The 25132-nt window shown below is 33.1% G+C and carries 20 protein-coding genes and 1 tRNA gene; 6 read left to right on the forward strand and 15 right to left on the reverse strand.

All coding sequences use genetic code 11. The annotated features are described in order from the left end of the window. Nucleotides 1-199: 199 nt before the first annotated feature. From JM658_RS00390 to JM658_RS00425, 8 genes are all read right to left on the reverse strand, one after another. On the reverse strand, nt 200-1357 hold the full coding sequence (locus JM658_RS00390) for a beta-ketoacyl synthase N-terminal-like domain-containing protein (RefSeq protein ID WP_236957249.1): 1158 nt from the start codon (nt 1355-1357) through the stop codon (nt 200-202). Nucleotides 1358-1456: 99 nt separating this feature from the next. Beyond that, complete coding sequence (locus JM658_RS00395) at nt 1457-1699, reverse strand: VF530 family protein (RefSeq protein ID WP_236957250.1); 243 nt, start codon at nt 1697-1699, stop codon at nt 1457-1459. Nucleotides 1700-1823: 124 nt separating this feature from the next. Continuing rightward, the gene (locus JM658_RS00400; RefSeq protein WP_236957251.1) at nt 1824-2411 is read right to left on the reverse strand and encodes an SET domain-containing protein; all 588 of its coding nucleotides are present in this window, start codon (nt 2409-2411) and stop codon (nt 1824-1826) included. Nucleotides 2412-2539: 128 nt separating this feature from the next. After that, the gene (gene bioA / locus JM658_RS00405) at nt 2540-3808 is read right to left on the reverse strand and encodes an adenosylmethionine--8-amino-7-oxononanoate transaminase (protein WP_236957252.1); all 1269 of its coding nucleotides are present in this window, start codon (nt 3806-3808) and stop codon (nt 2540-2542) included. A gap of 82 nt (nt 3809-3890) precedes the next feature. After that, on the reverse strand, nt 3891-4283 hold the full coding sequence (locus tag JM658_RS00410; RefSeq protein WP_236957253.1) for a DUF1398 domain-containing protein: 393 nt from the start codon (nt 4281-4283) through the stop codon (nt 3891-3893). Between the two features lie 60 nt (nt 4284-4343). After that, nucleotides 4344-4964: a dethiobiotin synthase gene (gene bioD / locus JM658_RS00415; RefSeq protein WP_236957254.1), complete on the reverse strand. Its 621-nt coding sequence runs from the start codon at nt 4962-4964 to the stop codon at nt 4344-4346. Between the two features lie 29 nt (nt 4965-4993). Further along, entirely contained in the window at nt 4994-6187 is a 1194-nt protein-coding gene (locus JM658_RS00420; protein ID WP_236957255.1) for an aminotransferase class I/II-fold pyridoxal phosphate-dependent enzyme, read from the reverse strand. Between the two features lie 43 nt (nt 6188-6230). Then, nucleotides 6231-6647: a putative quinol monooxygenase gene (locus JM658_RS00425; protein ID WP_236957256.1), complete on the reverse strand. Its 417-nt coding sequence runs from the start codon at nt 6645-6647 to the stop codon at nt 6231-6233. Between the two features lie 183 nt (nt 6648-6830). Here JM658_RS00425 and JM658_RS00430 point away from each other — a divergent pair, with 183 nt between their 5' ends. Further along, on the forward strand, nt 6831-8582 hold the full coding sequence (locus JM658_RS00430; protein ID WP_236958046.1) for a M61 family metallopeptidase: 1752 nt from the start codon (nt 6831-6833) through the stop codon (nt 8580-8582). 100 nt (nt 8583-8682) lie between these two features. Here the strand turns inward: JM658_RS00430 and JM658_RS00435 are convergent, their stop codons facing one another. The 3 genes from JM658_RS00435 to JM658_RS00445 all read right to left on the reverse strand — a co-directional run bounded on the left by JM658_RS00435 (nt 8683) and on the right by JM658_RS00445 (nt 11259). Then, nucleotides 8683-9387 (reverse strand): SGNH/GDSL hydrolase family protein, encoded by a 705-nt coding sequence (locus JM658_RS00435; RefSeq protein ID WP_236957257.1) that lies wholly within the window; start codon nt 9385-9387, stop codon nt 8683-8685. Between the two features lie 180 nt (nt 9388-9567). After that, nucleotides 9568-10464, reverse strand: a complete 897-nt coding sequence (locus JM658_RS00440) for a metallophosphoesterase (protein ID WP_236957258.1) — start codon at nt 10462-10464, stop codon at nt 9568-9570. Between the two features lie 18 nt (nt 10465-10482). Further along, nucleotides 10483-11259 carry a DUF3050 domain-containing protein gene (locus JM658_RS00445; RefSeq protein ID WP_236957259.1) on the reverse strand — a complete coding sequence of 259 codons (777 nt, stop codon included), beginning with the start codon at nt 11257-11259 and terminating at the stop codon, nt 10483-10485. Between the two features lie 99 nt (nt 11260-11358). Between JM658_RS00445 and JM658_RS00450 the strand changes: the two genes are divergently transcribed. Further along, on the forward strand, nt 11359-13719 hold the full coding sequence (locus JM658_RS00450; RefSeq protein WP_236957260.1) for a GAF domain-containing protein: 2361 nt from the start codon (nt 11359-11361) through the stop codon (nt 13717-13719). Here JM658_RS00450 and JM658_RS00455 read toward each other — a convergent pair. After that, entirely contained in the window at nt 13712-14884 is a 1173-nt protein-coding gene (locus JM658_RS00455; protein ID WP_236957261.1) for a Pycsar system effector family protein, read from the reverse strand. The two genes, JM658_RS00450 and JM658_RS00455, sit on opposite strands and share 8 nt — an antisense overlap. 64 nt (nt 14885-14948) lie before the next feature. On the opposite strand from JM658_RS00455, the gene JM658_RS00460 reads away from it, so the two are divergent. Next, on the forward strand, nt 14949-18650 hold the full coding sequence (locus JM658_RS00460; protein ID WP_236957262.1) for a metallophosphoesterase: 3702 nt from the start codon (nt 14949-14951) through the stop codon (nt 18648-18650). 24 nt (nt 18651-18674) lie between these two features. Beyond that, a complete protein-coding gene (locus tag JM658_RS00465) occupies nt 18675-20708 on the forward strand; it encodes a sensor histidine kinase (protein WP_236957263.1) in 2034 nt (677 codons plus the stop codon). Nucleotides 20709-20787: 79 nt separating this feature from the next. Here the strand turns inward: JM658_RS00465 and JM658_RS00470 are convergent, their stop codons facing one another. Continuing rightward, entirely contained in the window at nt 20788-22176 is a 1389-nt protein-coding gene (locus JM658_RS00470) for a dipeptidase (protein WP_236957264.1), read from the reverse strand. A 104-nt stretch (nt 22177-22280) separates the two neighbouring features. Between JM658_RS00470 and JM658_RS00475 the strand changes: the two genes are divergently transcribed. Then, nucleotides 22281-22362, forward strand: a tRNA-Leu gene (locus JM658_RS00475). Nucleotides 22363-22464: 102 nt separating this feature from the next. Next, on the forward strand, nt 22465-23256 hold the full coding sequence (locus JM658_RS00480; protein ID WP_236957265.1) for a glycoside hydrolase family 16 protein: 792 nt from the start codon (nt 22465-22467) through the stop codon (nt 23254-23256). Between the two features lie 63 nt (nt 23257-23319). On the opposite strand, the gene JM658_RS00485 is transcribed toward JM658_RS00480, so the two are convergent. Together JM658_RS00485 and JM658_RS00490 are read right to left on the reverse strand one after the other, a co-directional pair. After that, nucleotides 23320-23721: a prolipoprotein diacylglyceryl transferase gene (locus JM658_RS00485; RefSeq protein WP_236957266.1), complete on the reverse strand. Its 402-nt coding sequence runs from the start codon at nt 23719-23721 to the stop codon at nt 23320-23322. A 115-nt stretch (nt 23722-23836) separates the two neighbouring features. Next, on the reverse strand, nt 23837-25081 hold the full coding sequence (locus tag JM658_RS00490; protein ID WP_236957267.1) for a 3-deoxy-D-manno-octulosonic acid transferase: 1245 nt from the start codon (nt 25079-25081) through the stop codon (nt 23837-23839). Nucleotides 25082-25132 lie beyond the last annotated feature (51 nt).

Here is a 25132-nt window from a genome sequence, read left to right on the forward strand (position 1 = left end):
TTTCGTTACTCGCTTCCCAATAATAAAAATTGGGAGAGCTCAAACATACCTCTCAATCCCTAAGCCAACAATCATTTATAATTCAAAAATAGTAATTACAATTGGGTTTCGCCGTGTTCAAAACCCATTTTTATGTAACAATAGGCAATACTTTTTTTGCCATTTATTATCAGTATCTCAAAAAAACCGACTTTACAAACTAATTTGACAATAATACACTTACTGCATTACCTCCAAATCCAACGGCATTTATCAGTACTTTATTAATTTGTTTTGGTTTAATCTTATGTTCAATATAAGGAACTTCTATAAACTTTTGATGTTGCATCATTAAAACACCTAATTCTAAACTCAATAAACCTGAAGCTCCAAACGTATGTCCAATCTTCCATTTATTAGTGGTTAGTGCAGGCTTATACTCACCAAAAACCATCTCTATAGCTTTTAATTCTGTACTATCACCTTTTATAGTTCCGGGAGCATGCATTACAATAACATCTACATCTTCTAACTTAGTATCTTTCAACGCCATTTTCATTGACTTCTGAAAACACACAGCATCTTCAGAAATAGAAATATTATGTTTTAAAACTTCTGTAGCATATCCAACACCATCAACATACGCCAGCACCTCTTTTTCTGGTGATGTTTCCATACAAATAACAGCAGCTCCTTCACCTAAAACCATTGCATTTCTTTTCTTCTCTAAATCTAATGCTCTACAAGGATACGCAGCCTCTTTGTCTTCGGCGTAGATTTTTAATGCCTTCATCTGCGCAATCGTAAAAGGAGTTAAACTAGCTTCACTTCCTCCAATTAAAAACTTATTACTCATTCCACTTTTTATCCATGCAACACCATTTACTAATGCATGTAATGCTGTAGAACAGGTTATGGAGTGTGAAAGTTCTGGTCCTTCCGACTGTAAATCGTGTGCCAACCAAGAAGAAATATTCCCTAAAGTTGTTGTTGGAGAAGCCAAAGTACTAGAACGCCCTTCTTTTAAAAACTCTTCATGGTATTTTTCGAATAAAGAAGTTGCGCCACGCGAAGAACCAATATTTATTCCGAAATCGTCGCCTGCTTTCCATCCCGCCTGCTTTACCGCCGCTCGAGAAGCTAACATTGCGTATAAAACAGAGTTATCTAAGCTTTTATATTTTATATCTGAAGCTCTTAAAGCTTCTATCTTTTCGATACTTGCCTCCGGCAAAGCTGCAACTAATGCAGTATCTGAATCGAAATCCTTATTGTTTAAAAAGTGTTTATCCTTTAAATAATTACTCCATATTTCTTCTGAAGTATCCCCCAAAGCAGAAATCGAAGAAAGTGCTGTAATAGCAATTTTAGTATCCATTGGTAATTCATCTACATTATCGGCACAAATCTAGTGTTTCTGTAGGGAAGAGCCGAATACATTTATTTAAAAATAAAATAGAGAAGTGATGAGTTACTTTTATCTATGCCCATTCATATAAAGATACATTCTCTCTACTTTTTCTCTTGCCCATGGTGTTCTCCTTAAAAACTTAAGGCTCGATTTTATAGAAGGGTCACTCTTAAAGCAATTAATATTTACACGTTCAGACATTTCCTTCCATCCGTAATTTTCTACAAGTTGCTCGAGGATATCCGCTAACTTTACACCGTGAAGAGGGTTATTTGGCTGCTCATTATTTTTTTTCGGACTATCGCTCATGGAATGTTTTTTAATTCTAGATTAGAAAGTCCCAAAGATAGGCATTCAATTTAAAAGCATTTTATCAAAAAAACAAAACCTCTAAACCAATATATAGATCTCGAGGTTTTGCTAATCATCACATTTATTTAGCTTTATAATAGCAGTTAATAATAGAGTCTAGAACAGCTTCTCCTTTATTTATCTTGTCAACCTTAGTCAATACTTCCTTACTTAAGAACTTATATAATGGTTGCTCTACATCTTTTATATCATAAAAAGCATTCTGTAGCGATTTATCCCAAATAGGATGGTATTTCAATAAATCGTTTGGGTATACCGTTTTTCTTCTTGTTCCTTCATTTTTCGCTTTAAAAGGCTTAGCAATATTTAGGTATCCATAATCATCTGTAAGTTCTTCCCCAGGATAAATATCTCGGATTGCGATTTCAAAATCGTAAGGAGTAGTTAAGCAGTTACTTTTAAAACTATGATTTACATATTTCCCTAAATCCCAACAAAGCACAAATTCCCCTTTACTATTTCTAAAAGTAAAATAATCTAATATCTGTTGGTAATCGCTAGTCATTTCCGAAACTTGAGATGGAGAAAAAACTAAATCCAATTGGTCTTGAACCCATGTAATTGTTCCTTTAGGAATCAATTTAGTAGCCACAACGCCATGACCTATTTCTTCAGAAATAAATCGTAGCTCAGTATGCGGATGTATCATTATATGATATCCGAATAAATTTTAATTCTACAATACGGAAGGAGCATGAAAATACTTTTCATATAAATATATTTTTTGTTTTTATACCTCATGGACATGCCCTAAGGTTATTAATTTCTAATGCTAATTTATAGTATTTTTTGAATCAGAAATTCAATTTTATCATAAATTTTTTGCAATTGCTCATCACTGATTACATAAGGTGCTGCGATATAAACAGTACTCCCTAGCGGCCTCATAAACAACTCATTATCCAAGAAAAAGCTTAATAATTTATCGCGTAGATTCCCATAACGCTCCATCTCTACATCTAAATCTATCGCATAGATAATTCCACACTGCCTAGTTCTAGCTATTTTTGGATGATTCTTTATACGCTCATCAAATTTCTGATGTGATGCAATTACCCGTTGGATATTATCTTGCATCTCTTTTGTTTGAAGTAACTCAACACCAGCAAGTGCAGCTGCACATGCAATCGGATTAGCGCTATATGTATGCCCATGAAAGAGTCCTTTTCCAATATCGTCGCTATAAAATGCTTGATATACCTCTTCAGAGCAACTTGTAATTGCCATCGGAACCATCCCAGCTGTTAGCGCTTTACTCATGCAAATAATATCTGGATAGCTATCTAAATGAAGAGATGCAAAGTTCTTTCCTGTTTTACCAAAACCTGTCATCACCTCATCGGCAATAGTAACAACTCCACTATTTTTACACTCTTTTATTAATAGTTCAAGCCCTTCAGCATCATGCATCTTCATAGCTGCAGCTCCTTGAACTAAAGGTTCATAGATAAAACTAGCCACTTCATTTTCAGCAATAATAGCTTTTAATTGATTTAAAACCTCTTGGTTGTTATCTCCATTTGGCACTGGAATCCTCTTTACAGAAAGAAAGAACTCTTCAAAAGGACCGTTATAAACCGACAAACCAGAAACCGACATGGCGCCAAAAGTATCGCCATGGAAACCTTCTTCAAAAGCAATAAGTGTATTTCTCTTTTCCCCTTTATTAAAATGATACTGCAAAGACATTTTTATAGCCACTTCTACGGAAGTAGAACCATTATCGGAAAAGAAAAGTTTGTTCTGATTGTTAGGAAGGATCTTAATTAATTCTTCTGAAAGCCTCACAACAGGCTCATGCGTAAGTCCTGTGAAAACTACTTGATCTAAAGTCTCTACTTGCTTTTTTACACATGAAACAATATAAGGATGGCAATGTCCGTAAGCAGAAGTATACCACGAAGCAATCCCATCTATATATTCTTTACCATCCTCGCCGTATAAAACAGCTCCTTTTGCATGCGTAATTGCAATAGCTTCAGGGTGCAACTTGTGCTGCGTTAATGGATGCCAAAGATGTTTTTTATCTCTTTCAGAAAGTGTCATAAAACAGTGTTTTTGTAAATAAACAATTACACTGCAAAGATGCAGATTCTTTTAGATTATAAAATGAAAAAGAAGCTACTTTTTAGACTCCAGGAATTTTTTCAACAAGGATTTCATTTGCTCCCTTGTCGTAGTAAATGCATGTCATTTTATGAAGATCTACAACCCATTTTTCTATACCATTCTCGGCACAATCCTTACAAAAAGTCATATAATCGGTTTCTCCTTTTTGATGTGCTTTTAAACGTACAGTAAACTTCTCTTTATTACTTTTTTCAGCAATAGCCAAAGCATCATAAACAGCATCAGAGCTTGTTTTATAGTCATTCGCTCCAAAATAATCGGTATGACTATCTTCAACAAATGTTTCAAAACCTTCTACTCCCAATGCTTTTATCTCTTGAATATACCCTGGAAAATCAGCTCCACTTTTAACCTTATCGTGTGCTTTATGGATTTGCGCAACTGTAAACATAATTGTACGATTTTAAAAAGATAAATCTTTATTTAGAGTCACAAAATTACAGTAAAAATTCTATAGTTTTTCTAATGTAGTCTTAAACTTTTTAGCATACTTCTGAATTACTTCTTTAGTGAATTCCTTTTCTTCATCAATACGGCCAATTACAGGAACATTGGTCATTTTCTGAATAATCTGTTCTGTTGTAGGATGCTCTTTTCCACTAAATAGAATAGAAACTTCAAAACCATGCTCTTTAAGTAAGTTTACTGTAAGCAACGTATGATTTATGCTCCCTAAATAATGCCTAGAAACCACAATAATTTTATACTTAGGACTGATAATATCCATAATAGTATTCTTATCATTAAGTGGTACCAAAATCCCGCCAGCACCTTCTATCACCAGATTGTTATCAGTCTCTGGAAGTTTTATTTTATCAATTTCTATTTCTACATTATCAATAGCAGCAGCTGCGTGCGGACTAATCGGAACTTTTAACGCATAGCTATTTGGATGAAACTTAGTTTCTGTATTAGAGATTAAAGCATGTACTTTCTTCGTGTCAGAATTATTTAAATCTCCAGATTGAATAGGTTTCCAATAATCTGCTTGTAAGGCCTCTACAATAATTGCCGAAGCAATAGTTTTTCCGACTTCTGTAGAAATCCCTGTTACAAAATAACAAGACTTCATAGGTTAGTATTTATTATTAGTATAGATTTCTAATTTACAAAATCACTTTTTATATACCTCGAAAGTAGGTTTAAAACTTCAGAAATTTCGCTAAAAGAATTAAAACTATGGATACAAAAGCGAAGACGCTCTTCTCCCTTCCGAACTGTAGGTGACAAAATGGGCTTTACATCAATGCCTTCTTCTTTAATTTTCTTAGCTATTAATTTCACCGCTTCATTCCCTGGAATTACACAACATTGAATAGGGGAATCGCTTGATATATATCTTAAATTTCCATGGAGATAAATCTTATTAATAGTAGCTTTAAAGTAATCGATATTTACCTTTAACTTATCCGAGTTATTTTTAAAAAGTGAAGCTTCCTTTTTGCTTTTCATTTCATTATACACACTTAAAATAGTAGCTAAAGAATGCGGCGGTAAACCTGTAGTATAAATAAAGCTTCTTGCATAATTCACTAGATAATCCACTAAAATATTTGATCCTAAAACTGCCGCACCATGACAACCAAAAGCTTTTCCAAACGTAATAATTCTTGCAAAAACCTCATCTTGAAGCTTTAAATTATAAACTAAGCCTTCCCCTCGAACTCCAAAAACACCTACCGCATGCGCTTCATCTATAACTAACTTTATATTGTATTTATTGGTGATTGCTACTAAAGTCACTAAATCTGGGCTATCGCCATCCATAGAAAAAACAGACTCGGTAATCACATAAATTTCAGAATCTGAAGCTTTTGAGGCTATTTGAGTTGCTATTCGCTTTTCTAAATCTTGAAGGTCATTATGCTTAAACTTATATGCCTTGGCATTACTCAACTGCACTCCATCTCTTATACTTGCATGAATATACTCATCGTATAAAATAATATCTCCGCGTTGAGGAACAGAAGAGAAGAACCCAAGATTAGCATCGTATCCTGAATTGAAAACCAATGCTGCTTCGCTTTTATGGAAGGAACGTATTTCCTTTTCTACTTCAGAATACAAAAGAGAGTTTCCACTAATTAATCGTGAACCTGTGGCTCCATTAGCATGAATATGACGATCTTTTAGTATTTGTTGCGTTTCAGAAAAAATTAATTCAGAATTAGAAAACCCTAAATAATCATTAGAAGAAAAATCAACCAAATTAGATGCTTCAGGTAACACCCGATATGCATTTTCTAGCCTTCTATCCTCTAACTTTTTTAATAGCTTCTTCGGAAAATTAATCATTCAACTATCGCTTTTAAAGATTTCTATTTTAGGTCTTACTGCGTTATTTTATCTTCTTAAAAATTATTGGCATGGTCTGCTCATCAATTGCATTCATATCTACCAATTTTAATGATTTCACCATTTTGAGCGTTGTTTCTTTATAATCCTTAAAGTGCGACGTCTCTAAATGTGACTCATATGCTTTTTTATCAGCATAAATTTCTAAAATTCTAATTTCGTTAGGTTTTTCTTGCTGATACATTGGATAAATAGAAATCACACCTGATTCTAGTTTTACGGATGCTCTAGATTCTTCCTGCAATATTGCTAAATATTCATCGAGATATTCGGGTTCTATTTCTATCTCCGATAATCTTATCATCATTTCTTCTGAACTAAAACCTACACTTGCTTCATTTTCTTGCTTACAAGAAACACAAAGAACTATGGCAAAAAATAATAAGCTTAGCCTTTTCATATCATAGAATTTAAAATATCAGTAAAAGTACATAAACACTAAAGTAGCTACAAACACTTCGATAGAAAAGAAAATACATTAACCTTTTAGCTCAAAAATTAAAATTGGTATCTTGTCGCTTCAACAAAATTAACATTAAACCTAAATACGTTGAAAAATACACTTCTTATTACAAGCTTTTTGATGCTTTCCCTCATATTAAAAGCTCAAACTCCCGTAAATTATACTATTTCATTTGAAAATGCAGTTCACCATGAGGCGGAAATCAAGGCTGTTTTTCCAAATACAACTAGCGATTCACTACACATTAGAATGAGTAGGAGTTCTCCTGGGAGGTACGCATTACATGAATTTGCTAAAAATGTTTATGGCGTAACCGCAGTAAATAAAGATGGTGAAGCTCTAAAAATTATTCGTCAGAATCCTTACGAATGGATTATTGCTAATCCAAAAGGAGAAACTACCGTAACTTATACTCTATTTGCCAATCGTGGTGATGGAACGTATAGCCAAGTAGACGAAACACATGCTCACCTGAATATGCCCGCTACTTTTATGTACGCAGTAGAAATGCTAAACAACCCAGCAGAAGTAACTTTTAATACTCGAAAAGACCTCGATTGGAAAGTAGCTACACAGTTAAAACACAAAAGCGGAACTACATACTACGCTCCCAATTATCAATATTTTTTCGATAGTCCTACCGAAATTAGCAATCATAGAACACGTAGCTTTGAAGTAAATTCTAATGGAAAAGATTACACCATAGAATTTGTTTTACACGACAATGCTTCTGATGATTTATTCGATCAATATTTTGAAAAAGTAAAACGTATTGTTCTAGCTGAAAAGAAAGTTTTTGGAGAGCTTCCAGACTTTGATTATGGAAAGTACACCTTCTTAGCTTGCTACATTGGAAATGCTAGTGGCGACGGAATGGAACATAGAAACTCCACTATTTTGACAGACACAGAAGGTCTTGCTGATGGAGGAATGAAAAATAATATCGGAACCGTTTCTCATGAGTTTTTCCACTCTTGGAACGTAGAACGCCTTCGTCCAGAAGCTTTAGAGCCTTTTGATTTCTCGAAAGCTAATATGACTGGTGCTTTATGGTTTGCAGAAGGTTTTACAAGTTATTACACCAATCTTATTTTATGCAGAGCGGGCGTAATTACTCCTGAAGAATATGCCAAGAGTATAAACGGCACTTTTAATTACGTTTGGAACTCTCCAGCTAGAGAATATTTCAATCCAATAGAAATGAGTTACCAAGCGCCGTTTGTAGACGCTGCTACTTCTGTAGACCCTGTAAATAGAGAAAATACTTTTATTTCTTATTATTCCTACGGAAGTGTACTCGGATTGGCATTGGATTTATCGCTCCGTCAAAATGGACTTAATCTTGATGATTATATGAAGAAACTTTGGCAAGAGCAGGGTAAAAAAGAAGATCCTTATTCTATAGACGACTTACATTTTACATTAAGCTTATATGCTGGAAAACCATTTGCTGATGATTTCTTTAATAAATATATCTATAAAAGTGAAATGCCAGATTATGCAACGCTTTTTGAAAGTATAGGTTTTAACTACACACAAGATCAAGAAAAGGTATTTACTGGGTTTACTGCAAACACTCACAATATCATTACTAGAAATATTAAAAAGGGAACTCCTGCTTATGAAGCTGGACTTGATACAGGAGACAAAATTATAGCTATCAACAATAAAAATTTAGATAACGAGCATACTGCAGAAAAGGCGATTACCGATTATAAAGTTGGAGATGTTATAACCATAAAATATAGCCGATATGGAACTGAAAGAGAAACTAAACTAACGCTAACCAGTGATCCTACGTACGCTATTTCACTTGACGAAAAAGCAAGAAGAAAGATTGAAAAACATAGAAATGCGTGGTTACATCAGTAACCTCAACATCACATTAAGCAAAAAGCCTTCCATCTAATAATAAGACGGAAGGCTTTTCTATTTTGAATAAAACTGGTTTATTAATTATATATAAACCCTTTTATTTTATAAAGTTCTTCTTTCTGATCTCAAATAAAATCTGAGTCACAAAACTACTATATGCCTCTTTTGAAGGGTGTAAACCATCTGAAGCGACTAAAGAAGTATTATTTAATCCCTCTTTTGTAATATTAGTGATGTTTACAAAGCTTACCCCCATAATACCTGCAGTACGCTTAGCAAAAGCATTATACTCTTCTATTTCTTTAGAGATTTGTTCTGTATTACCCTTTTTCTGACCATAAGGAGTGTATGCATAGTCTGGAATAGAAACTACAAATACATGATCTTTATTTCCTTTTGCTAACTGAATTGCTTTTGCTACCAATGCAGGAAAATCTTCTTGATATAATGAAAAGTCTTTCCCTTGATATTGATTATTAACACCAATTAATAACGTTACAATATCTTGATCTGGGGTTGGCTGCGCATCATTAATTCCCTTAATAAGATCTGAAGTTGTCCAACCTGTTTCAGCAATAATTTGCAGCCCTATCTTTTCATCTGTATCTTCTGCTAAATCGGAGATTAATTGAATAGGAAACTTACATCCTTCACAAACACTCTCCCCAATAGTATAGCTATCTCCTAATGCTAAATATTTTAAATCTTTTGCTGGAACAGAATCGTTGTTGCTTACAACAGTTTGTTGAGTACTACACCCCACAATTCCAATAATGATAACTAATAATATGTATTTTTTCATCTTATTCATTTTCTATAACAAAAGTAAATGATTTACTTTCAAACTATTAAAGAATCTACTTTACATCCTATATACGAGAAATAAATCGTAATAGATGTTGTAGTCGATTTCTTATACAGTGGCAAATTTACTACTATTTCTAGTAAAAAACTTTTACTTACTAATAAGTTCTTTAACTATTTATGACGTTTTATAATCTATGAGTTTCTTTGGGCCTTCTAAAACCGATCTTACCACATGCAAAAAACCTTCTTCAGTGGTATCTAAATTCCATTTTATAAGAGTAATAGCGCCATTTTCAATCTCAATTCCTGTTATACTCCGAGGATGCACACAACTCCCATCATTAAAATAAGCCAAATCACCAGGTTCAGGAAATCTAGGTCTGTGCGTATGCCCTGTAATCGTAAACTGATTATTTTTATTTGCAATCCATTTTTTGGTACGTCTTTCAACTTTAATAAGCTCTGTATTATTCTTTGCTGGACTCGTAGGGTCTGAAATCCCAACAACTTGTAAAGGTCTCCATACTACGCGAACCATAAATCGGCTCCATTTCCAAAAAATATAATTCCACCAATCTGCTTGGTGACCATGAGCTATAAATATTTTCTGACCTGTATTTTTATGTTTTAAAATAATACTTTCGTAGTATGTTAATCCAGGCATAAAGGGAACTTTCTCTCCTAAATTAGGATCTAACCAAGTATCATAATCCTTTTTTACCACCTTCGGGTCACTGTAAACCATATCGTGATTGCCATATATTAAATACAGTCTATTATCATCGTAGAATTGTTTCAGCAATAAGAAGATATTTTTATGAGCTTCGAATACAGTTTTAAATTGGGTGTTTTCCCACAACTCATTCCCATCGCCTAATTCGCAATAGGTAAAACCTCCTTTATAATATTGCTTAAGCGCATGAAAATAAGTATTTCGATTATTGGCAAAATCGTCTGCAAAAGTATTATCTCCCCTGTGGCAATCACTAAAAAAGATAAATTTAGATGAATCATCAAAATCGATCACCTTCGCATTTTCATACGCTTTATCAAAATGTTTTTGTGTAAACATCTATTAAAATTAGTGAATTTACACCAACGCTGCTTCAGAAATTTCCTTTTCTATTCCGTCCCATAATATAATTCGCTTTTGGAGGGAAGTAATGGCTACCTCTTTTACTTCTTCCCATTTTTTATTGTCATCACCACAAAGCTCTGCAATCATTTTATGAGCTAACGGACCATGAGTATCTCCATCAACTTCAATATGTCTTTCAAAATAATAAATTAATTGCTGCAACTCTAAATTTGGAAAATCACTTTGCATATTTTTCAAGATTGCTGTAAACATATCTGGAATAAGATCTTCTCGCCCAAAAGTAAAAGCTGATGCTATCTTATGAGGTTTTCCTTCGACAATCAATTCAAATGAAAAACTTAAAAACTCTTTAATGCTAGTATGTAGTTCTGAGTTATCAATAGCTTCGAGAATGGTATCCATTTCCTTGACATTATCAACAAAATCTATAATCTCTTTTGTATCTGTATTGCAAGCCTCCATTGCTTCTAGGTACATCTCGTAATGACTTTTATAAACTCCATTCTCATCAATATCTGTTTCTTCGCCTAAAACAATTTCATTAATTAAATAACGAGTCTGAGGGTTTCCTTTTGGTCTCCATGGAAGCTCTGTACAAGTTAAATTATTTTGAAGTGCTTTTAATAGCGACATAAAATCCCAAACAGCATACACATGGTGCTTTAAAAAAATTTGTAAATGCTCAGGGCGCTCAATTTGAGCATACAAATTATGATCTAAGAGCATTTGTCGCTCCTCTTTAATCGCTTCTTTTATAACTTCTATCATATCTTTTTTTTGGTAAAAGTATTTCAAGATCATTATAGTTGCAAGTTTTATCACTTTTGTACGACTAGTAAATAGTAATATATTCAGTATCTTTATAATATGAAAAACTACACATACGATTCTCCATTCCAATTAAAAGTAAGTTTTAATAAGCTTCTTGGAATGTATGACGAGTTAGCAAAGAGTGAAGATGAAGCAGTTGCCGATAAAGCTAAAAAAATATTGGCAGTAGCAGATCAATATCCAGAATTAAGAGCTGGATTTTCTGACATAGAAAAAATAAACGATTACAAAGAGCCGATAAATACAATATTAGGAGATATATTTAACCCTGTTCTCTCCAATAATGAGATAAAAACTGCTGGACTCGCCTATGATGATGCTGTTTTTAAATCTTCGGAACGGTTTAAAAAAATTATAAAAGATGCAGGAAAAGATTTTTCTTTAGAATTAAGAAATATTCCTGAAAATGAGATGTACATTATACAATGTGCAGCCATTCTATCGCTTAATTATAAAAAAGATCTTTCATTTAAAATGCCTCTCTTTTATGATATTCCAGACAGCGAAGGAATAAATCGTCATTATAGAATATTATATAATGCCGACTTCATGGAACTTAAGCCAACTAAAGATGCTCCTACAATTACGCAAGAAGATATAGATCAACTTTTAGATGGTTTTGACAATCTTGACCTATGGAAAGAAAAATTCCCTCCTAATAGTTGGGAAGCAAATGGTTTTATAATTTCTAACATTTTTGATGTTACAATAGACGACTCCATTTCTTCTCTAAAAACAGCTTTATTAGAACAGTCTTTAAGCGATGGTGTATTACTAGACCGATTTCAGGATATTTTTAGATCTATTTTCGGAATTAAAGACCTACACACAGGATATTCATCTTATGACGAAAACACATTGAGTTTTGAAAAACTCACTACCAGTATGCCTAGCTATCTTTTAAATGAAAATGCTGAGGAAAACTGCATGGATGTGTTATGTGAAAATTCTTATAAAGCCATTTTGGATGATAAAAAGTATTTTACAATTTCTGATGTAGAAAAATACTACGATCTAAGTGAAGGCGCTATGCCGTATAGAGCACTACATAACCAAGGGTTTAAAAGTGCCATTCTGATTCCTATTGCAAATGACAAACAATTACTAGGTGTTTTAGAATTAGTTTCTGAAAGAAAGCATGACCTCAACAGCATTAATGCAAACAAACTAAATGAAGTTATGCCTTATATTATTTCTGCTGTAGTGAGAAATAAAATAGAACACATAAACTCCATCGAAGCTATTATTCAGAATGAATATACTTCTCTTCATGAGAGTGTAAAATGGAAGTTTGTAAATGAAGCCAAAAAATATATAAAAGAAAAAAGTAAAGGGAACAACCCTTCATTTAGTGATATTTCATTTAAAAATGTATATCCTCTTTATGGACAAATAGATATCAAAGATTCATCTCGAGCTAGAAATGACGCCACACAAAAGGATCTAATCATTCAACTTGAAATGATTAACAATATCTTTAACAGCGCCACTAAAATAGGTAAAATGCCTATTTATGAAGAATATAGCTTTCGGATAAATTCTTTTTTAAAGGAAGTTAAAGAAACATTTCAAACAAGTTCAGAACAGAATATTATAGACTTTCTTTTTGAAGAAATTCATCCAGCATTAAAACAGGTAAGCAATATAAATCCTGACTTAAAAAAGCTTGTTGAAGAATATGAAAATGCACTAAACACAGGTACAAATATGATCTATCATCACAGACGTGAATATGATGATACGATTATGTTGATCAATAAAAAAATGTCTAAAATTATTGATCATGAACAAAAAGATGCTCAGAAAATGTTTCCGCATTTCTTTGAAAGATATAAAACCGATGGTGTAGAGCATACCATGTACATCGGAAAATCTATAAACCCTTCTAATAATTTTAGTGAAGTGTTTTTACAAAACCTTAAGTTATGGCAACTAGAGGTTATGTGTGAAATGGAGAATGAGTATTATGACCTAAGACCAAACTTAGAGATATCTTTGGATGTTGCCTCATTAATTTTAGTTCACAGCTCTCCCCTTTCTATAAAATTTAGAATGGATGAGAAACATTTTGATGTTGACGGAACATACAATGCCCGCTATGAAGTGATTAAAAAACGAATTGATAAAGCTTTTATAAAAGGCACAAATGAGCGTGTTACAAAACCTGGAAATATTACAATCATATATTCTCAGAAAAAGGATGAAAACGAGTACCTACGCTATGTAAGACTTCTACAGGCAAAGAAAGTGTTGCATAACGATTTAGAGATCTTAGACCTTGAAGAATTACAAGGTGTAAGCGGACTAAAGGCAATTAGAGTTGGTGTTTTATATAAAAATGAAAACAATAAAAGCCCTCTTACATTTGATGATCTAGCAAAAGTAATTGCTAAATAGACATAAAAGCAATAATAAAAGAAAGTACTGAACATATAATACCTATCATAAAAACGGTATAAGTGGTTCTTAATAATCGGTACTTTCTAGCCAATACGATTCCCAAATAGTAAAGATCCTTTGTTAAAGAGTCGTATATATATTGCTTGTCGTTTGTCATTTCTCTAAGCGCACGTTCATATCTATCATAAGGCACTTTATGAAAGTTTCCGAAGAATAGTAAGTTCACTTTTCGAGCTTTGACATCTTCATCTGTAAACTCTCCACTAGTAACATTGGGTTTTGTAGATAAAATGGCAAAAACAATCGAAGCAACACTAAAGACAACTAATATTAAGGTTGGAATTATTAAATGTTGATTAGAAGGACTATCAAGCTTCGGAATCAAACTAGAAAGTGCTAGAGAAATAATAATAGCATTTACAGAGAGTAAAATATTTGCTTTTGTATCTGCTATATCACTAAGTTTTATATGATTTCGAAGTGCTACTCTATATAAGGTTTGCACCCCTCTCTCAGGACTCTCTCCTTTTATTTGTGCCTTTAATTGTTCTTTCTTTACTCGGCGTTTTTCTTTTTTATCTTTTTCCACAAGTAACGCTAAATTATCACTTTTACCTTGTTGCCAATTCTCTTTAGCATAAGTCGTGTAATATTGATGTTCAGTAGTAAAAAGAATGATATTAAGCTTACGCCATTCTTCAATAGTATATTCTTTAACACCTGTAAGTGCTAGCTCTTGTCTTAGAATTTCTGACGTATTAATATAACTGTCTTTGGATAAATGGGAGCTATCTGCATCTTTAATTATCATTTCTAGCTCGTTATTAGGCTTAACACCCATTCCAGTGGCCATAATAATACTGGAGACTTCTTTGATTTTATTTTCTCCGTACCCTTGCTCTTGCAAATAAGCAGCAGCAATTTTACAACTTTCACCTTCATGTCCGTCTATCCTAGATGTATAGCCAGTATCATGAAACCAAGCTGCCAACATTACCAACTCTCTTTCCTCTTCAGAAACGTTTAAAGCCTCACAAAGTTTTTCTACACCCGCTACCACCCTTAATGTATGAGTTGTATTGTGATATATATGACGTTTATCTAACCTTGATGCTAGTAAATCTTTCACATAACTAGAAGATTTATCAATAATTTCGCTCATAGACTTTTTACTATTGTTTATTATGCATAATATTACAATAAATATTTTATTTATACCGCAGATAATGAAAAATCGCCTTTTACCTTTCTTAGTAATATTCTTATTTATTAGTGCATGTGCTACCTATAAAACAAAATATAAAGAAGGTTCCTATTCCGAGTCATACCCCGACAAAGAGCTTGACAGAAGGTTTTTCCTGATTGGAGATGCTGGAAATTCTCCCGCAGATGGTAAGGCTGATGGGCTAGCGCTTCTTGAGAACTCAGTACAGAAAAGTACTTCAAAAGATTATATGATTTTCTTAGGAGATAACATCTACCCTAATGGGATGCCAAAAAAAGGAGCTAAGAATAGAGAAAATGCAGAACATCAATTAAAATCACAAATTGACGCTGTAAAAAACTTCAAGGGAACAACTTTCTTCATCCCTGGAAATCATGATTGGTATAATGGCGGAATTGACGGTATAGAAAGACAAGAAGATTTTATTGAAAATATAATACAAGAAAAAAAAGTATTACTTCCCAGTGATGCTTGTGGTATAGATGAAATAGAGATCTCTGACTCTGTACATTTAATTACTATAGACTCACAATGGTTTTTAGAAGACTGGGATAGACACCCAACCATAAATGATGATTGTGAAATAAAGACAAGAAAAAAATTCTTTATAGAATTTGAAGGGATGCTTAAAAAGAATGAAGGGAAAACGGTTATTGTTGCCATTCACCATCCTCTATTTACATATGGCTCTCACGGCGGTCATTTCCCTGCTAAAAGTCAGCTTTTCCCTTTTCAGAATTACATCCCGTTACCAGGAGTTGCTACTGTAATCGACCATGTAAGAAAATCTGGAGGTGTTTCTATCCAAGATATACAAAACGAACGTTATAAAGAATTATCCAATAAACTCCAGTCTTTAGCCATTGATGCTCCTGCAAATGTAATATTTACGAGCGGACACGAGCATAATCAACAATATATAGAATCAAATACTATAAAACAGATTATTGCAGGTGCTGGTTCTAAAAATGGAGCTGCAAAGCTTACTGATTATGCCCTTTTTACCTCTGGAAAACAAGGATATGCTACACTTGACATTTTTAAGGATGGATCTTCGTGGGTTCGTTTTTACACAGCAGATGAGAATGGAAATGAAGAAATAGCTTTTCAGAAAGAAATTTATCCTCCTACACCTGCACCAAAAACATTAGACTTCCCAGAAACATATCCAGAATATATAGCTACAACTGCTTACCCAAAGGAAAAAACAGAAGTTAGCAATGCATATGCTGGTTTTTGGGGAGATCATTATCGCGATATCTATGGTACAGAAATAAATGCTAAAGTTGCAATTTTAGACACTCTTTACGGCGGATTAAAACCTTCTAGAATGGGTGGCGGACACCAAACTAAAACACTGCGTTTAGTAGATAAAGAAGGGAGAGAATTTAATATGAGAGCAGTTAAGAAAAGTGCTGTACAATTTCTGCAGACTGTTGTTTTAAAAGACAAAGTGCTCTCTAATGAAGATCTATCTTCGACACTTCCAGAAGATATCCTTTTGGATTTTTACACCACAGCACATCCATACGCAGCATACACAATCCCTACTCTTTCTAAAGCTATTGGAATATACCATACAAACCCTAAATTATACTACGTTCCAAAACAAAAAGCACTAGGAAAGTATAATGACAATTATGGAGATGAACTGTATATGATTGAAGAGCGCCCTTCTGATGAACATAAAAATGTTGCGAATTTCGGTTATACAGAAAAAATTGAAAGTACAGATGATTTCTTTGATAATTTAAGAGATGATGAAAAATATAAACTTGATGAAAATGCATACATAAGAGCTCGTCTTTTTGATATGCTTATTGGAGATTGGGACAGACATACTGACCAATGGAGATGGGCAGAATTCGATCAAGATAGTACCGTTTTATACAGACCTATCCCTAGAGATCGTGATCAAGCATATTCCGATTTTGACGGTGCTTTTTTAGGCTCCATAAGAACACTAGCTGCTCCTGCTAAAATGATGCAAAAATATGAACCTGAATTAAAAAATTTAGAATGGTTCAATACCGAGCCTTTTCCTATGGATAGAATTCTTTTACAGAATACAACTGAAGAGAATTGGGTAACACAAGCAAAATATATTCAAGATAATCTTAGTAATACAATTATAGAGGAGGCTTTCGAGAACTTCCCTAAAGAGGTTCAAAATGAATCAGCAGAAGAAATCAAATCTATTCTAAAAGGAAGAAAAAATTTACTTACGGATATTGCTAAAGACTACTATAAGATATTAAACGAAGTTGTAATTCTTAGAGGTACAGATAAAGATGATTATATTGAAGTTATACGTACAGATAACAACGAAACTAGAGTGATAATTCATCGTATTAAAGGTGGAGAAAAAGCAGATCTTATAGTTGATAAAACATATAATAAAAAACAAACAAAAGAAATCTGGATTTATGGACTTGATGACAAAGATGTCTTTGAAGTTACTGGAAACGGTAAAAAGAGAATATTAGTACGCCTTATTGGTGGACAGAATAATGACACCTTCAAAATCGTTAACGGAAAACGTGTTCGATTTTACGATTATAAGACTAAAAAGAATACTATCGCTGTAAATAATGGAGGAACAAAACGATTTACAGATATTTATGAGAATAATATCTTTACTTATAATAAAAATAAATACTCGTCTAGAATTATAATCCCTGGACTAGGTTTTAACCCAGATGCTGGAATTATTGCTGGTTTAAACTATAGTATCACAAATTTTGGTTTCGAGAAAAATCCTTTCTCTACCAGACATTCTGTAAGTGCTCGTTACCATTTTGCAACTCAAGGTATAGAACTTAAATATGACGGAGAAGCTGGTGGTCTTTTCAAGAAATTAAATCTAACCTATGGCGCAAGGTACAACAGTGCTACTTATGCTAGGAATTTTTATGGCTATGGAAATGAAACTGAAAATAATGAAGATGAATTAGGGATGGATTATTACAGAACAAACCTCAGCAATTTCTCTACCCATTTAGGAGTTGTTAGAAGATCTTTCTACGGAAGTACTTTTAATGCTAGATTTATTTTTGAAGGTGCAGAAGTTGATAAAATAGACGATCGTTTTGTAGGGGGACTAAGTAACAATGCACTTTTTTACGATTGGAAATATTTTGCTACTCTAGAAGCTAAATACACTTATGAAAGTTATGATTTAGATATTAACCCTAGCCGAGGAATGTATTTTGATATAGAAACTGGATATACTTTCTATCTTTCAGATTCTGATAAAAATGGTTTCGGATACTTAAAGCCAAAGTTGACTTTTTATAATAGATTAACTAAAAACAAAAAATTAGTTTTAAAATCTAACGTACAAAGTAATTTGACTTTTGGAAATGACTATGAATTTTATCAGGCGCCATTCCTAGGAGGTAATAGTGGTTTAAGAGGATACCGTATCAATAGGTTTACAGGAAAAAATAGTCTTGTTTTTAATGGTGATGTAAGGTATACATTCAACTCTTTTAAAACTAGAATACTACCAATGCAATTGGGGATATACGGAGGTGTTGATTACGGACGTGTATGGGTAAGAAATGACGACTCCAACGTTTGGCACAATTCTTTTGGTGGTGGACTCTATATTATTGCAAGTAAATTAATTAACTTAGACCTATCTTTCTTTAACTCAAAAGAAGGAAACAGATTCGCTTTTAAATTTGGCGTTAGTTTATAATATTAGTTAATTAGTTTTAGATATATGGTAAAAAAATTATTTCTATCCATATCATTATTTCTTATAACACAACTTTGCTTTTCTCAATATGAGCTGAGCGAAGAGTTTTATAATGTTATACAAGACACTCTTAAACCTACCGATAGGAAAGACATTAAGTTAATGGAGTTATTGCGTGTATTAGATCATAACTCATTAGCACATTCAGAGTATAAGAAAGAGAAAGACTCTTTAATAGAAATTGTTAAACAAAACGCCTATAAACTTAAAGGCAAAGATAGGATTGACGCATCGTTTATGTTGATGCTATACAATTTTAATCACAATCATAAAGATAGCTTACAAACATTTAGATACGGAGATACCCTAAAATCTTTAATCGGAAATAACAAAGAAGGTCATTACTATCAACTTTTTATGAGAGGCTCCCTAAACGCAACCTATCTAATTGAAAATAATCAATATGGAAAAGCTATTGATAAGCTAAACGAAATTATAAGTTATAGTGATAAAGTAGAAGATCTAGCTTATCTCCCAAATGCATATATCACAATGGGATATGCCAATTTTCAAACTTTTCAATTCGACAAAGCACTTAAAAACTGTGTAAAAGCAGATTCAATAGCTTCTATTTATTCTACAATACAGTTTAAATCATACATCAACCGTGTAAAAAAAGATATAAAAGTTGAAATACCCACATTACAATTTATTGATTCTAACAATGATGCCTATCTAGAATTAGCACAACAAAATTTAGACACTATTATATCTCATCAAGTTCCAGGCTCCGATCCTTCACATATAAATTCTAATTCTACCTTTCATCAGAGCTTTATCCATTACTTAAAAGGAGACTTTGAAAATGCTAAAAAAGAATTTGAAGAAATAAACTTAGAAAGTGTTTTAACTAACACCTATTTTTCATCATCATATCGTATAAAAACTTTAAACGCATTATTACAAATAAAAGACAATAAACAAGAAGAAGCCTTTAATTTTTATGATACAGTAGAAGTTAAAGCTCCTACAGACTATTTATACAAAGAACTTTTAGGAGAGACTCTCTACAAGTATTATCTCGACAAAGGAGATACGGAAAGGTCTAACAATTTGTATTCTCAAATTCGAGAGACTAATATTTCTCAAAGTATATACAGATACCAAGGGTTAATTGCTGAAGCCAATAAAAAATATAATGTAGGTGAAAAGGAGATGAAAATAATGGAACTCGAAAATGAGATTCAACAAAAAAAGAATAGAGATCTATTGTTATATTCGACTAGTACCTTATTATTAATCCTTCTTCTTGGAATAGGAATTTTAAAGTCCAAACAAAATAAAATAAAAGCATTAATAAGTGAAGAAACCTACAATAAAAAGGTTAGACTTCTAGAAGAATCACTCCAAGAAGTAGACAGAAAAGTTACAGACAACAGAAAAGAAATAGGACAGAAAATTCATAATGAATATCTAAGTAGTTTGCTAGCCCTTAAATATCTAGTTACTGATTATACCCAAAAAGCAACATCAAAAAAAGCAGCAGATAAATTAAATATTATTATTGACGAGTTAGATGCTCTTTATCAAGAGTCTCGAAATTATTCACATCAATTAATTCATGATAACGAGGACCAAAAAAGTCTTAATATCATAGAGTATACTGAAAATCTACAAGCTCGATTTACGGAGGTTGGTTTATTAGATATAGAAACTAACATTCCAGAAAACATTTCAGACATTCTAAACAAAAAAGAGCAGCAAGCAATTTATCATTTAATAAAAGAGTCTATAACCAACACAATAAAGCATGCAGATGCAAAAAAAGTAATGATTGAGATCAGCATAAAAGATAAAGTTTGCACTGTTTTAATTACAGATAATGGGCAGAAAAAATCAAAAATCAATCATAATATTAAAATGAAAACAAAATCTGGAGTTGGGTTAGAATCATTGCAGCAACTAATAAAAAAACTTAATGGAAATATAGACTTCATTAACGAAAGCAATGGATTTAAAACAATAGCTTCCTTTCCTTTAAGCCCTAAATCGATTTAATCAAATTTATAATAGCATACACCAAAAAAGGGGAACGATATAATTGTCGTTCCCCTTTTGCGTTATTAACGCTATATTTTTATTTACTCAGTTCTACAAAGTATTTATAAAAATAAGGTATTGTTTCAATCCCTTTTAAGTAGTTCCAAACTCCATAATGTTCGTTTGGAGAGTGAATCGCGTCACTATTTAAACCAAATCCCATTAAAATAGTTTTGCTTTTTAATTCTTTTTCAAAAAGAGAAACAATTGGGATACTACCTCCACTACGCTGTGGTATAGGTGTTTTACCAAAGGTTTCCTCATAAGCTTTACTAGCCGCTTGATATCCTAAACTATCTATTGGAGTAACATAAGGATAACCCCCGTGATGTGGCTTCACTTTTACACGAACTCCACTCGGCGCTAGACTCTCAAAATAGGCCTGAAAAAGTTCTGTTATTTCTTTCCAATCTTGATCTGGAACCAATCGCATAGATATTTTTGCATAGGCAGTACTTGCAATAACAGTTTTGGCGCCTTCACCAATATAACCTCCCCAAATACCATTAACATCTAGAGTTGGTCTTATACTTGCACGTTCGTTCGTACTGTATCCTTTCTCACCATAAACATCATTCAATTTTAAAGCATCTTTATACTCTTCTAAAGAAAAGGGAGCCTTTGCCATTTCAGCACGCTCTTCAACGGAAAGCTCAGCTACTTTATCATAAAACCCAGGAACCGTAATATGATTGTTCTCATCATGCAAGCCAGCAATCATCTTACTAAGCACATTGATAGGATTTGCTACAGCACCTCCATACAAACCACTATGCAAATCTCTGTTAGGCCCTGTAACCTCGACCTCAACATAGCTTAGCCCACGAAGACCAGTAGTTACAGAAGGAACCTCTTTAGAGATCATTCCAGTGTCTGAGATTAGAATAACGTCATTAGAAAGCTTTTCACGGTTATTTTGAACAAACCATTCTAAACTTTCAGAACCTACCTCTTCCTCTCCTTCAATCATGAATTTCACGTTACAAGGAAGATTTCTAGTTTGGGTCATGTACTCCAATGCTTTAACGTGCATATACATTTGCCCCTTATCATCACATGCGCCACGAGCAAAAATTGCACCCTCTGGATGAATCTCTGTTTCTTTAATAATTGGCTCAAAAGGTGGCGAATTCCACAGTTCTATAGGATCTGCTGGTTGCACATCATAATGTCCATAAACCAAAACAGTAGGCAATGTTTTATCTATAATTTTTTCTCCGAAAACAATAGGGTATCCTGGAGTCTCACAAACTTCAACATATTCACATCCTGCTTTTTCTAAAGCCTCCTTTACTGCTTCCGCTGTGTTTAGTACATCTTGAGAAAATGCAGGGTCTGCACTTACGGAAGGTAACTTTAATAATTCTATGAGTTCTGCTATAAATCGATCTTTATGCGTATCGATATACGACTTAATATTTTCCATGAAGTATATTGTTATGAACTCAAATGTACAAAAAAAGATTTTTTTTTGTGTATAAACTTTGATTATTGGAAAAATGACTTATATTTGCACCCACAAAATCACATGCGGGTGTGGTGGAATTGGTAGACACGCTAGACTTAGGATCTAGTGCCGCAAGGTGTGAAGGTTCGAGTCCTTTCACCCGCACAAAGAAAAAGCTTCTCAAACGAGAGGCTTTTTTTATGGCTATAATTCAATAATATTACCTCTCTTTTTTCTAAATTTACTTCAACCTATAACCAACCAAAAATGAAACTACTAACACTCTTTAGCATATCAATGCTATTCTTTTCCTGTTCTGAAGACAGTAATGCGCAAGATCTTAATCCTTCCTTAGATGATAACCTTGTATGGGAGGAAAACTTTAACGGTTCATCATTAAACGAATCAGATTGGAATATAGAGCTTGGAAATGGTTGTCCTAATAATTGTGGATGGGGAAATAATGAACGTCAAATATATACAGAGAATAACCATAAAGTAAAAGATGGTCATCTTATAATCACTGCTATAAAAAACGAAGATACTTATACTTCAACACGAATTACCACTAAAGATAAACATGAATTCCAATATGGAACTATCGAAGCAAGAGCTAAACTTCCTATCGGACAAGGAATATGGCCGGCATTCTGGATGCTTGGAGCCAATATAAACGAGGTTGGCTGGCCAAAATGTGGCGAAATTGATATTTTAGAATATGTTGGAAAAGAACCAGAAACCGTATACACAACTATCCATACTACAGATACACATGGTGCAAATGCAAGTTCCCAAAAAACAACTTTTAAAAATATAGAAGATGGATTTCACATTTTTAAAGCTGAATGGACTCCCAACAGCATAAAATTCTTTGTAGACGAGCAATTAGTTTATACATATTCTCCTGAAAATAAAACGGAAGATAATTGGCCTTTTAATAAACCACAGTTTATAATTGTAAATATGGCTGTAGGAGGTAATTTCGGCGGGCCAGAGGTAGATGATACTATTTTCCCTCTACAATATATTGTAGACTATATAAAAGTCTATAAAAATTAAAAGCCCGATACACGTGTATCGGGCTCTAACTTATTTATACTTTAGGATTTTACTCCTAGTATATTATAATTTTGCGTTTTCAATTGCTTTATTAGCAGATTTTTTAGCATCTGTAGCAGCTTTGTCAGCATCAGCAGCAACTTTATCAGCAGCAGCTTTAGTATCTTCAACCGCTTTGTTAGCAGCATCAGTTGCATCTGTAGTAGCTTTATCTAAAGATGTTTGTGCATCATCTGCAGCCTCATCAATTGCTTCTCCAGCTTCGTCAACTTTCTCGTCGATTGCATTCCCAGCATCATCAGCAGCTTTTTCGATTGCAGCTCCAGTGTCTTCAGCAGCTTCTTCAACATCATCAGCAGCACTTTCGATTGTATCTTCTGCTTTCTCCTTAGTTGTTTCTTTACAAGAAACAGCTGTAAATCCTATTGCTAATACTACAGCTAAACTTAAAATTACTTTTTTCATGTTCTTTTTGTTTAATTATTTTAGTTAAATTTTGCGATGCGAATTTAGAATATAATCCGTTCGCTAACAAATAATTTTCACATAATTTTAACAATACATAGATTCCTGTGAAAAATCATTTAATTAATTTACGTATGAAGTGTCCTATTTGGATCTTAGCACCCTTATTTTTATTTATAAAATTGCTATTAATCGTTCCAACATCATTCATAGTAGACTTATTATCAACTAAATAACTTAACTTATCACTAAATTCTTTTTTATTAGATACAGATAAAACACCTCCTAATTCTACTAAATTTTCAGCCTCCAAAAATCCTTTATACTCCTTCCCTATAATCACTGGAATTCCAAAAACGGCGGGCTCTAATGTATTATGAAGCCCAGTAGACCCCATTCCACCACCTACATATGCAATATCTGCATAACTATAGGTTCTTGTTAACAGTCCAACTGTATCTAAAATAAAAACTTCATATTCCGATAGGTGTTTCCCTTCCATTTCAGAATATAGAATACTTTTCTTATTTAAATCTGCTAATAGCTTTCTTATCTCTCCTCCTTTAACATTATGTGGTGCAATAATATATTTTACTTCCCCTGAGCTCTCATTATTTATATAATCTACAAGTAAATTATTATCTTCTGGCCAAGTACTTCCGGCAATAACACATAGTTTATCTTGCTTAAATTCCTCTATAAACGCTAAATTATTATCACGCTCTAAAATTTCTGCTACACGATCAAAACGAGTATCTCCACTTACGGTAACATTCGTAATTCCAATACCTGAAAGTAATTCTTTCGAGTTTTCATCTTGAACAAAAAAGTGATTGAATGTTTTTAAAGACTTTCGCATAAAACTCCCATACCAATGGAAAAAAGCTTGTTCCCCTCTAAAAATACCTGATATTAATAAAGTAGGGATGCTTTCTTTTTTTAATGCTGAAAGGAAATTTGGCCAAAATTCATACTTCACGAAAATAGCGAGTTCAGGTTTTACAATGTCGAGAAACTGATTTACATTATATTTTGTATCCAAAGGAAGGTAACAAACAACATCTGCAACATCCGTATTCTTTTTCACTTCGTAACCTGAAGGCGAGAAAAAAGTAACTAGAATTTTATGAGATGGATATGCTTTTTTTGTAGCTTCAATAACGGGTAGTCCTTGTTCAAATTCTCCTAAAGAAGCAGTATGAAACCAAATAACCCTATCGTTTTTAGAAATAGTCCCTTTCAGAAAATCAAACAATCCTTTACGACCACTTACAAAAAGCCCTAGCTTTTTATTAAAAAGTGCAGCTATATTCAGAAAAAAACCGACGATGTAAACTAAAATATTATATAAAAAAAACACTTTATTTCTTTTATGGCTAAAATACGTTACTTTATGTTAATACATTGTCTA

The sequence above is a fragment of the Joostella atrarenae genome (assembly GCF_021764745.1).
In the GTDB taxonomy this organism is placed as follows: Bacteria; Bacteroidota; Bacteroidia; order Flavobacteriales; family Flavobacteriaceae; genus Galbibacter; species Galbibacter atrarenae.

Excerpts from the sequence above, each read along its gene's own strand:
- JM658_RS00480 (WP_236957265.1), top strand. The coding sequence starts at position 22,465 with ATGAAACTACTAACACTCTTTAGCATATCAATGCTATTCTTTTCCTGT.
- JM658_RS00395 (WP_236957250.1), bottom strand. The coding sequence starts at position 1,699 with ATGAGCGATAGTCCGAAAAAAAATAATGAGCAGCCAAATAACCCTCTT.
- JM658_RS00445 (WP_236957259.1), bottom strand. The coding sequence starts at position 11,259 with ATGATAGAAGTTATAAAAGAAGCGATTAAAGAGGAGCGACAAATGCTC.
- bioA (WP_236957252.1), bottom strand. The coding sequence starts at position 3,808 with ATGACACTTTCTGAAAGAGATAAAAAACATCTTTGGCATCCATTAACG.
- JM658_RS00430 (WP_236958046.1), top strand. The coding sequence starts at position 6,831 with ATGCTTTCCCTCATATTAAAAGCTCAAACTCCCGTAAATTATACTATT.
- JM658_RS00455 (WP_236957261.1), bottom strand. The coding sequence starts at position 14,884 with ATGAGCGAAATTATTGATAAATCTTCTAGTTATGTGAAAGATTTACTA.
- JM658_RS00420 (WP_236957255.1), bottom strand. The coding sequence starts at position 6,187 with ATGATTAATTTTCCGAAGAAGCTATTAAAAAAGTTAGAGGATAGAAGG.
- JM658_RS00400 (WP_236957251.1), bottom strand. The coding sequence starts at position 2,411 with ATGATACATCCGCATACTGAGCTACGATTTATTTCTGAAGAAATAGGT.
- JM658_RS00440 (WP_236957258.1), bottom strand. The coding sequence starts at position 10,464 with ATGTTTACACAAAAACATTTTGATAAAGCGTATGAAAATGCGAAGGTG.
- JM658_RS00435 (WP_236957257.1), bottom strand. The coding sequence starts at position 9,387 with ATGAAAAAATACATATTATTAGTTATCATTATTGGAATTGTGGGGTGT.
- JM658_RS00425 (WP_236957256.1), bottom strand. The coding sequence starts at position 6,647 with ATGAAAAGGCTAAGCTTATTATTTTTTGCCATAGTTCTTTGTGTTTCT.
- JM658_RS00470 (WP_236957264.1), bottom strand. The coding sequence starts at position 22,176 with ATGGAAAATATTAAGTCGTATATCGATACGCATAAAGATCGATTTATA.
- JM658_RS00485 (WP_236957266.1), bottom strand. The coding sequence starts at position 23,721 with ATGAAAAAAGTAATTTTAAGTTTAGCTGTAGTATTAGCAATAGGATTT.
- JM658_RS00465 (WP_236957263.1), top strand. The coding sequence starts at position 18,675 with ATGGTAAAAAAATTATTTCTATCCATATCATTATTTCTTATAACACAA.
- bioD (WP_236957254.1), bottom strand. The coding sequence starts at position 4,964 with ATGAAGTCTTGTTATTTTGTAACAGGGATTTCTACAGAAGTCGGAAAA.
- JM658_RS00410 (WP_236957253.1), bottom strand. The coding sequence starts at position 4,283 with ATGTTTACAGTTGCGCAAATCCATAAAGCACACGATAAGGTTAAAAGT.
- JM658_RS00390 (WP_236957249.1), bottom strand. The coding sequence starts at position 1,357 with ATGGATACTAAAATTGCTATTACAGCACTTTCTTCGATTTCTGCTTTG.
- JM658_RS00450 (WP_236957260.1), top strand. The coding sequence starts at position 11,359 with ATGAAAAACTACACATACGATTCTCCATTCCAATTAAAAGTAAGTTTT.
- JM658_RS00460 (WP_236957262.1), top strand. The coding sequence starts at position 14,949 with ATGAAAAATCGCCTTTTACCTTTCTTAGTAATATTCTTATTTATTAGT.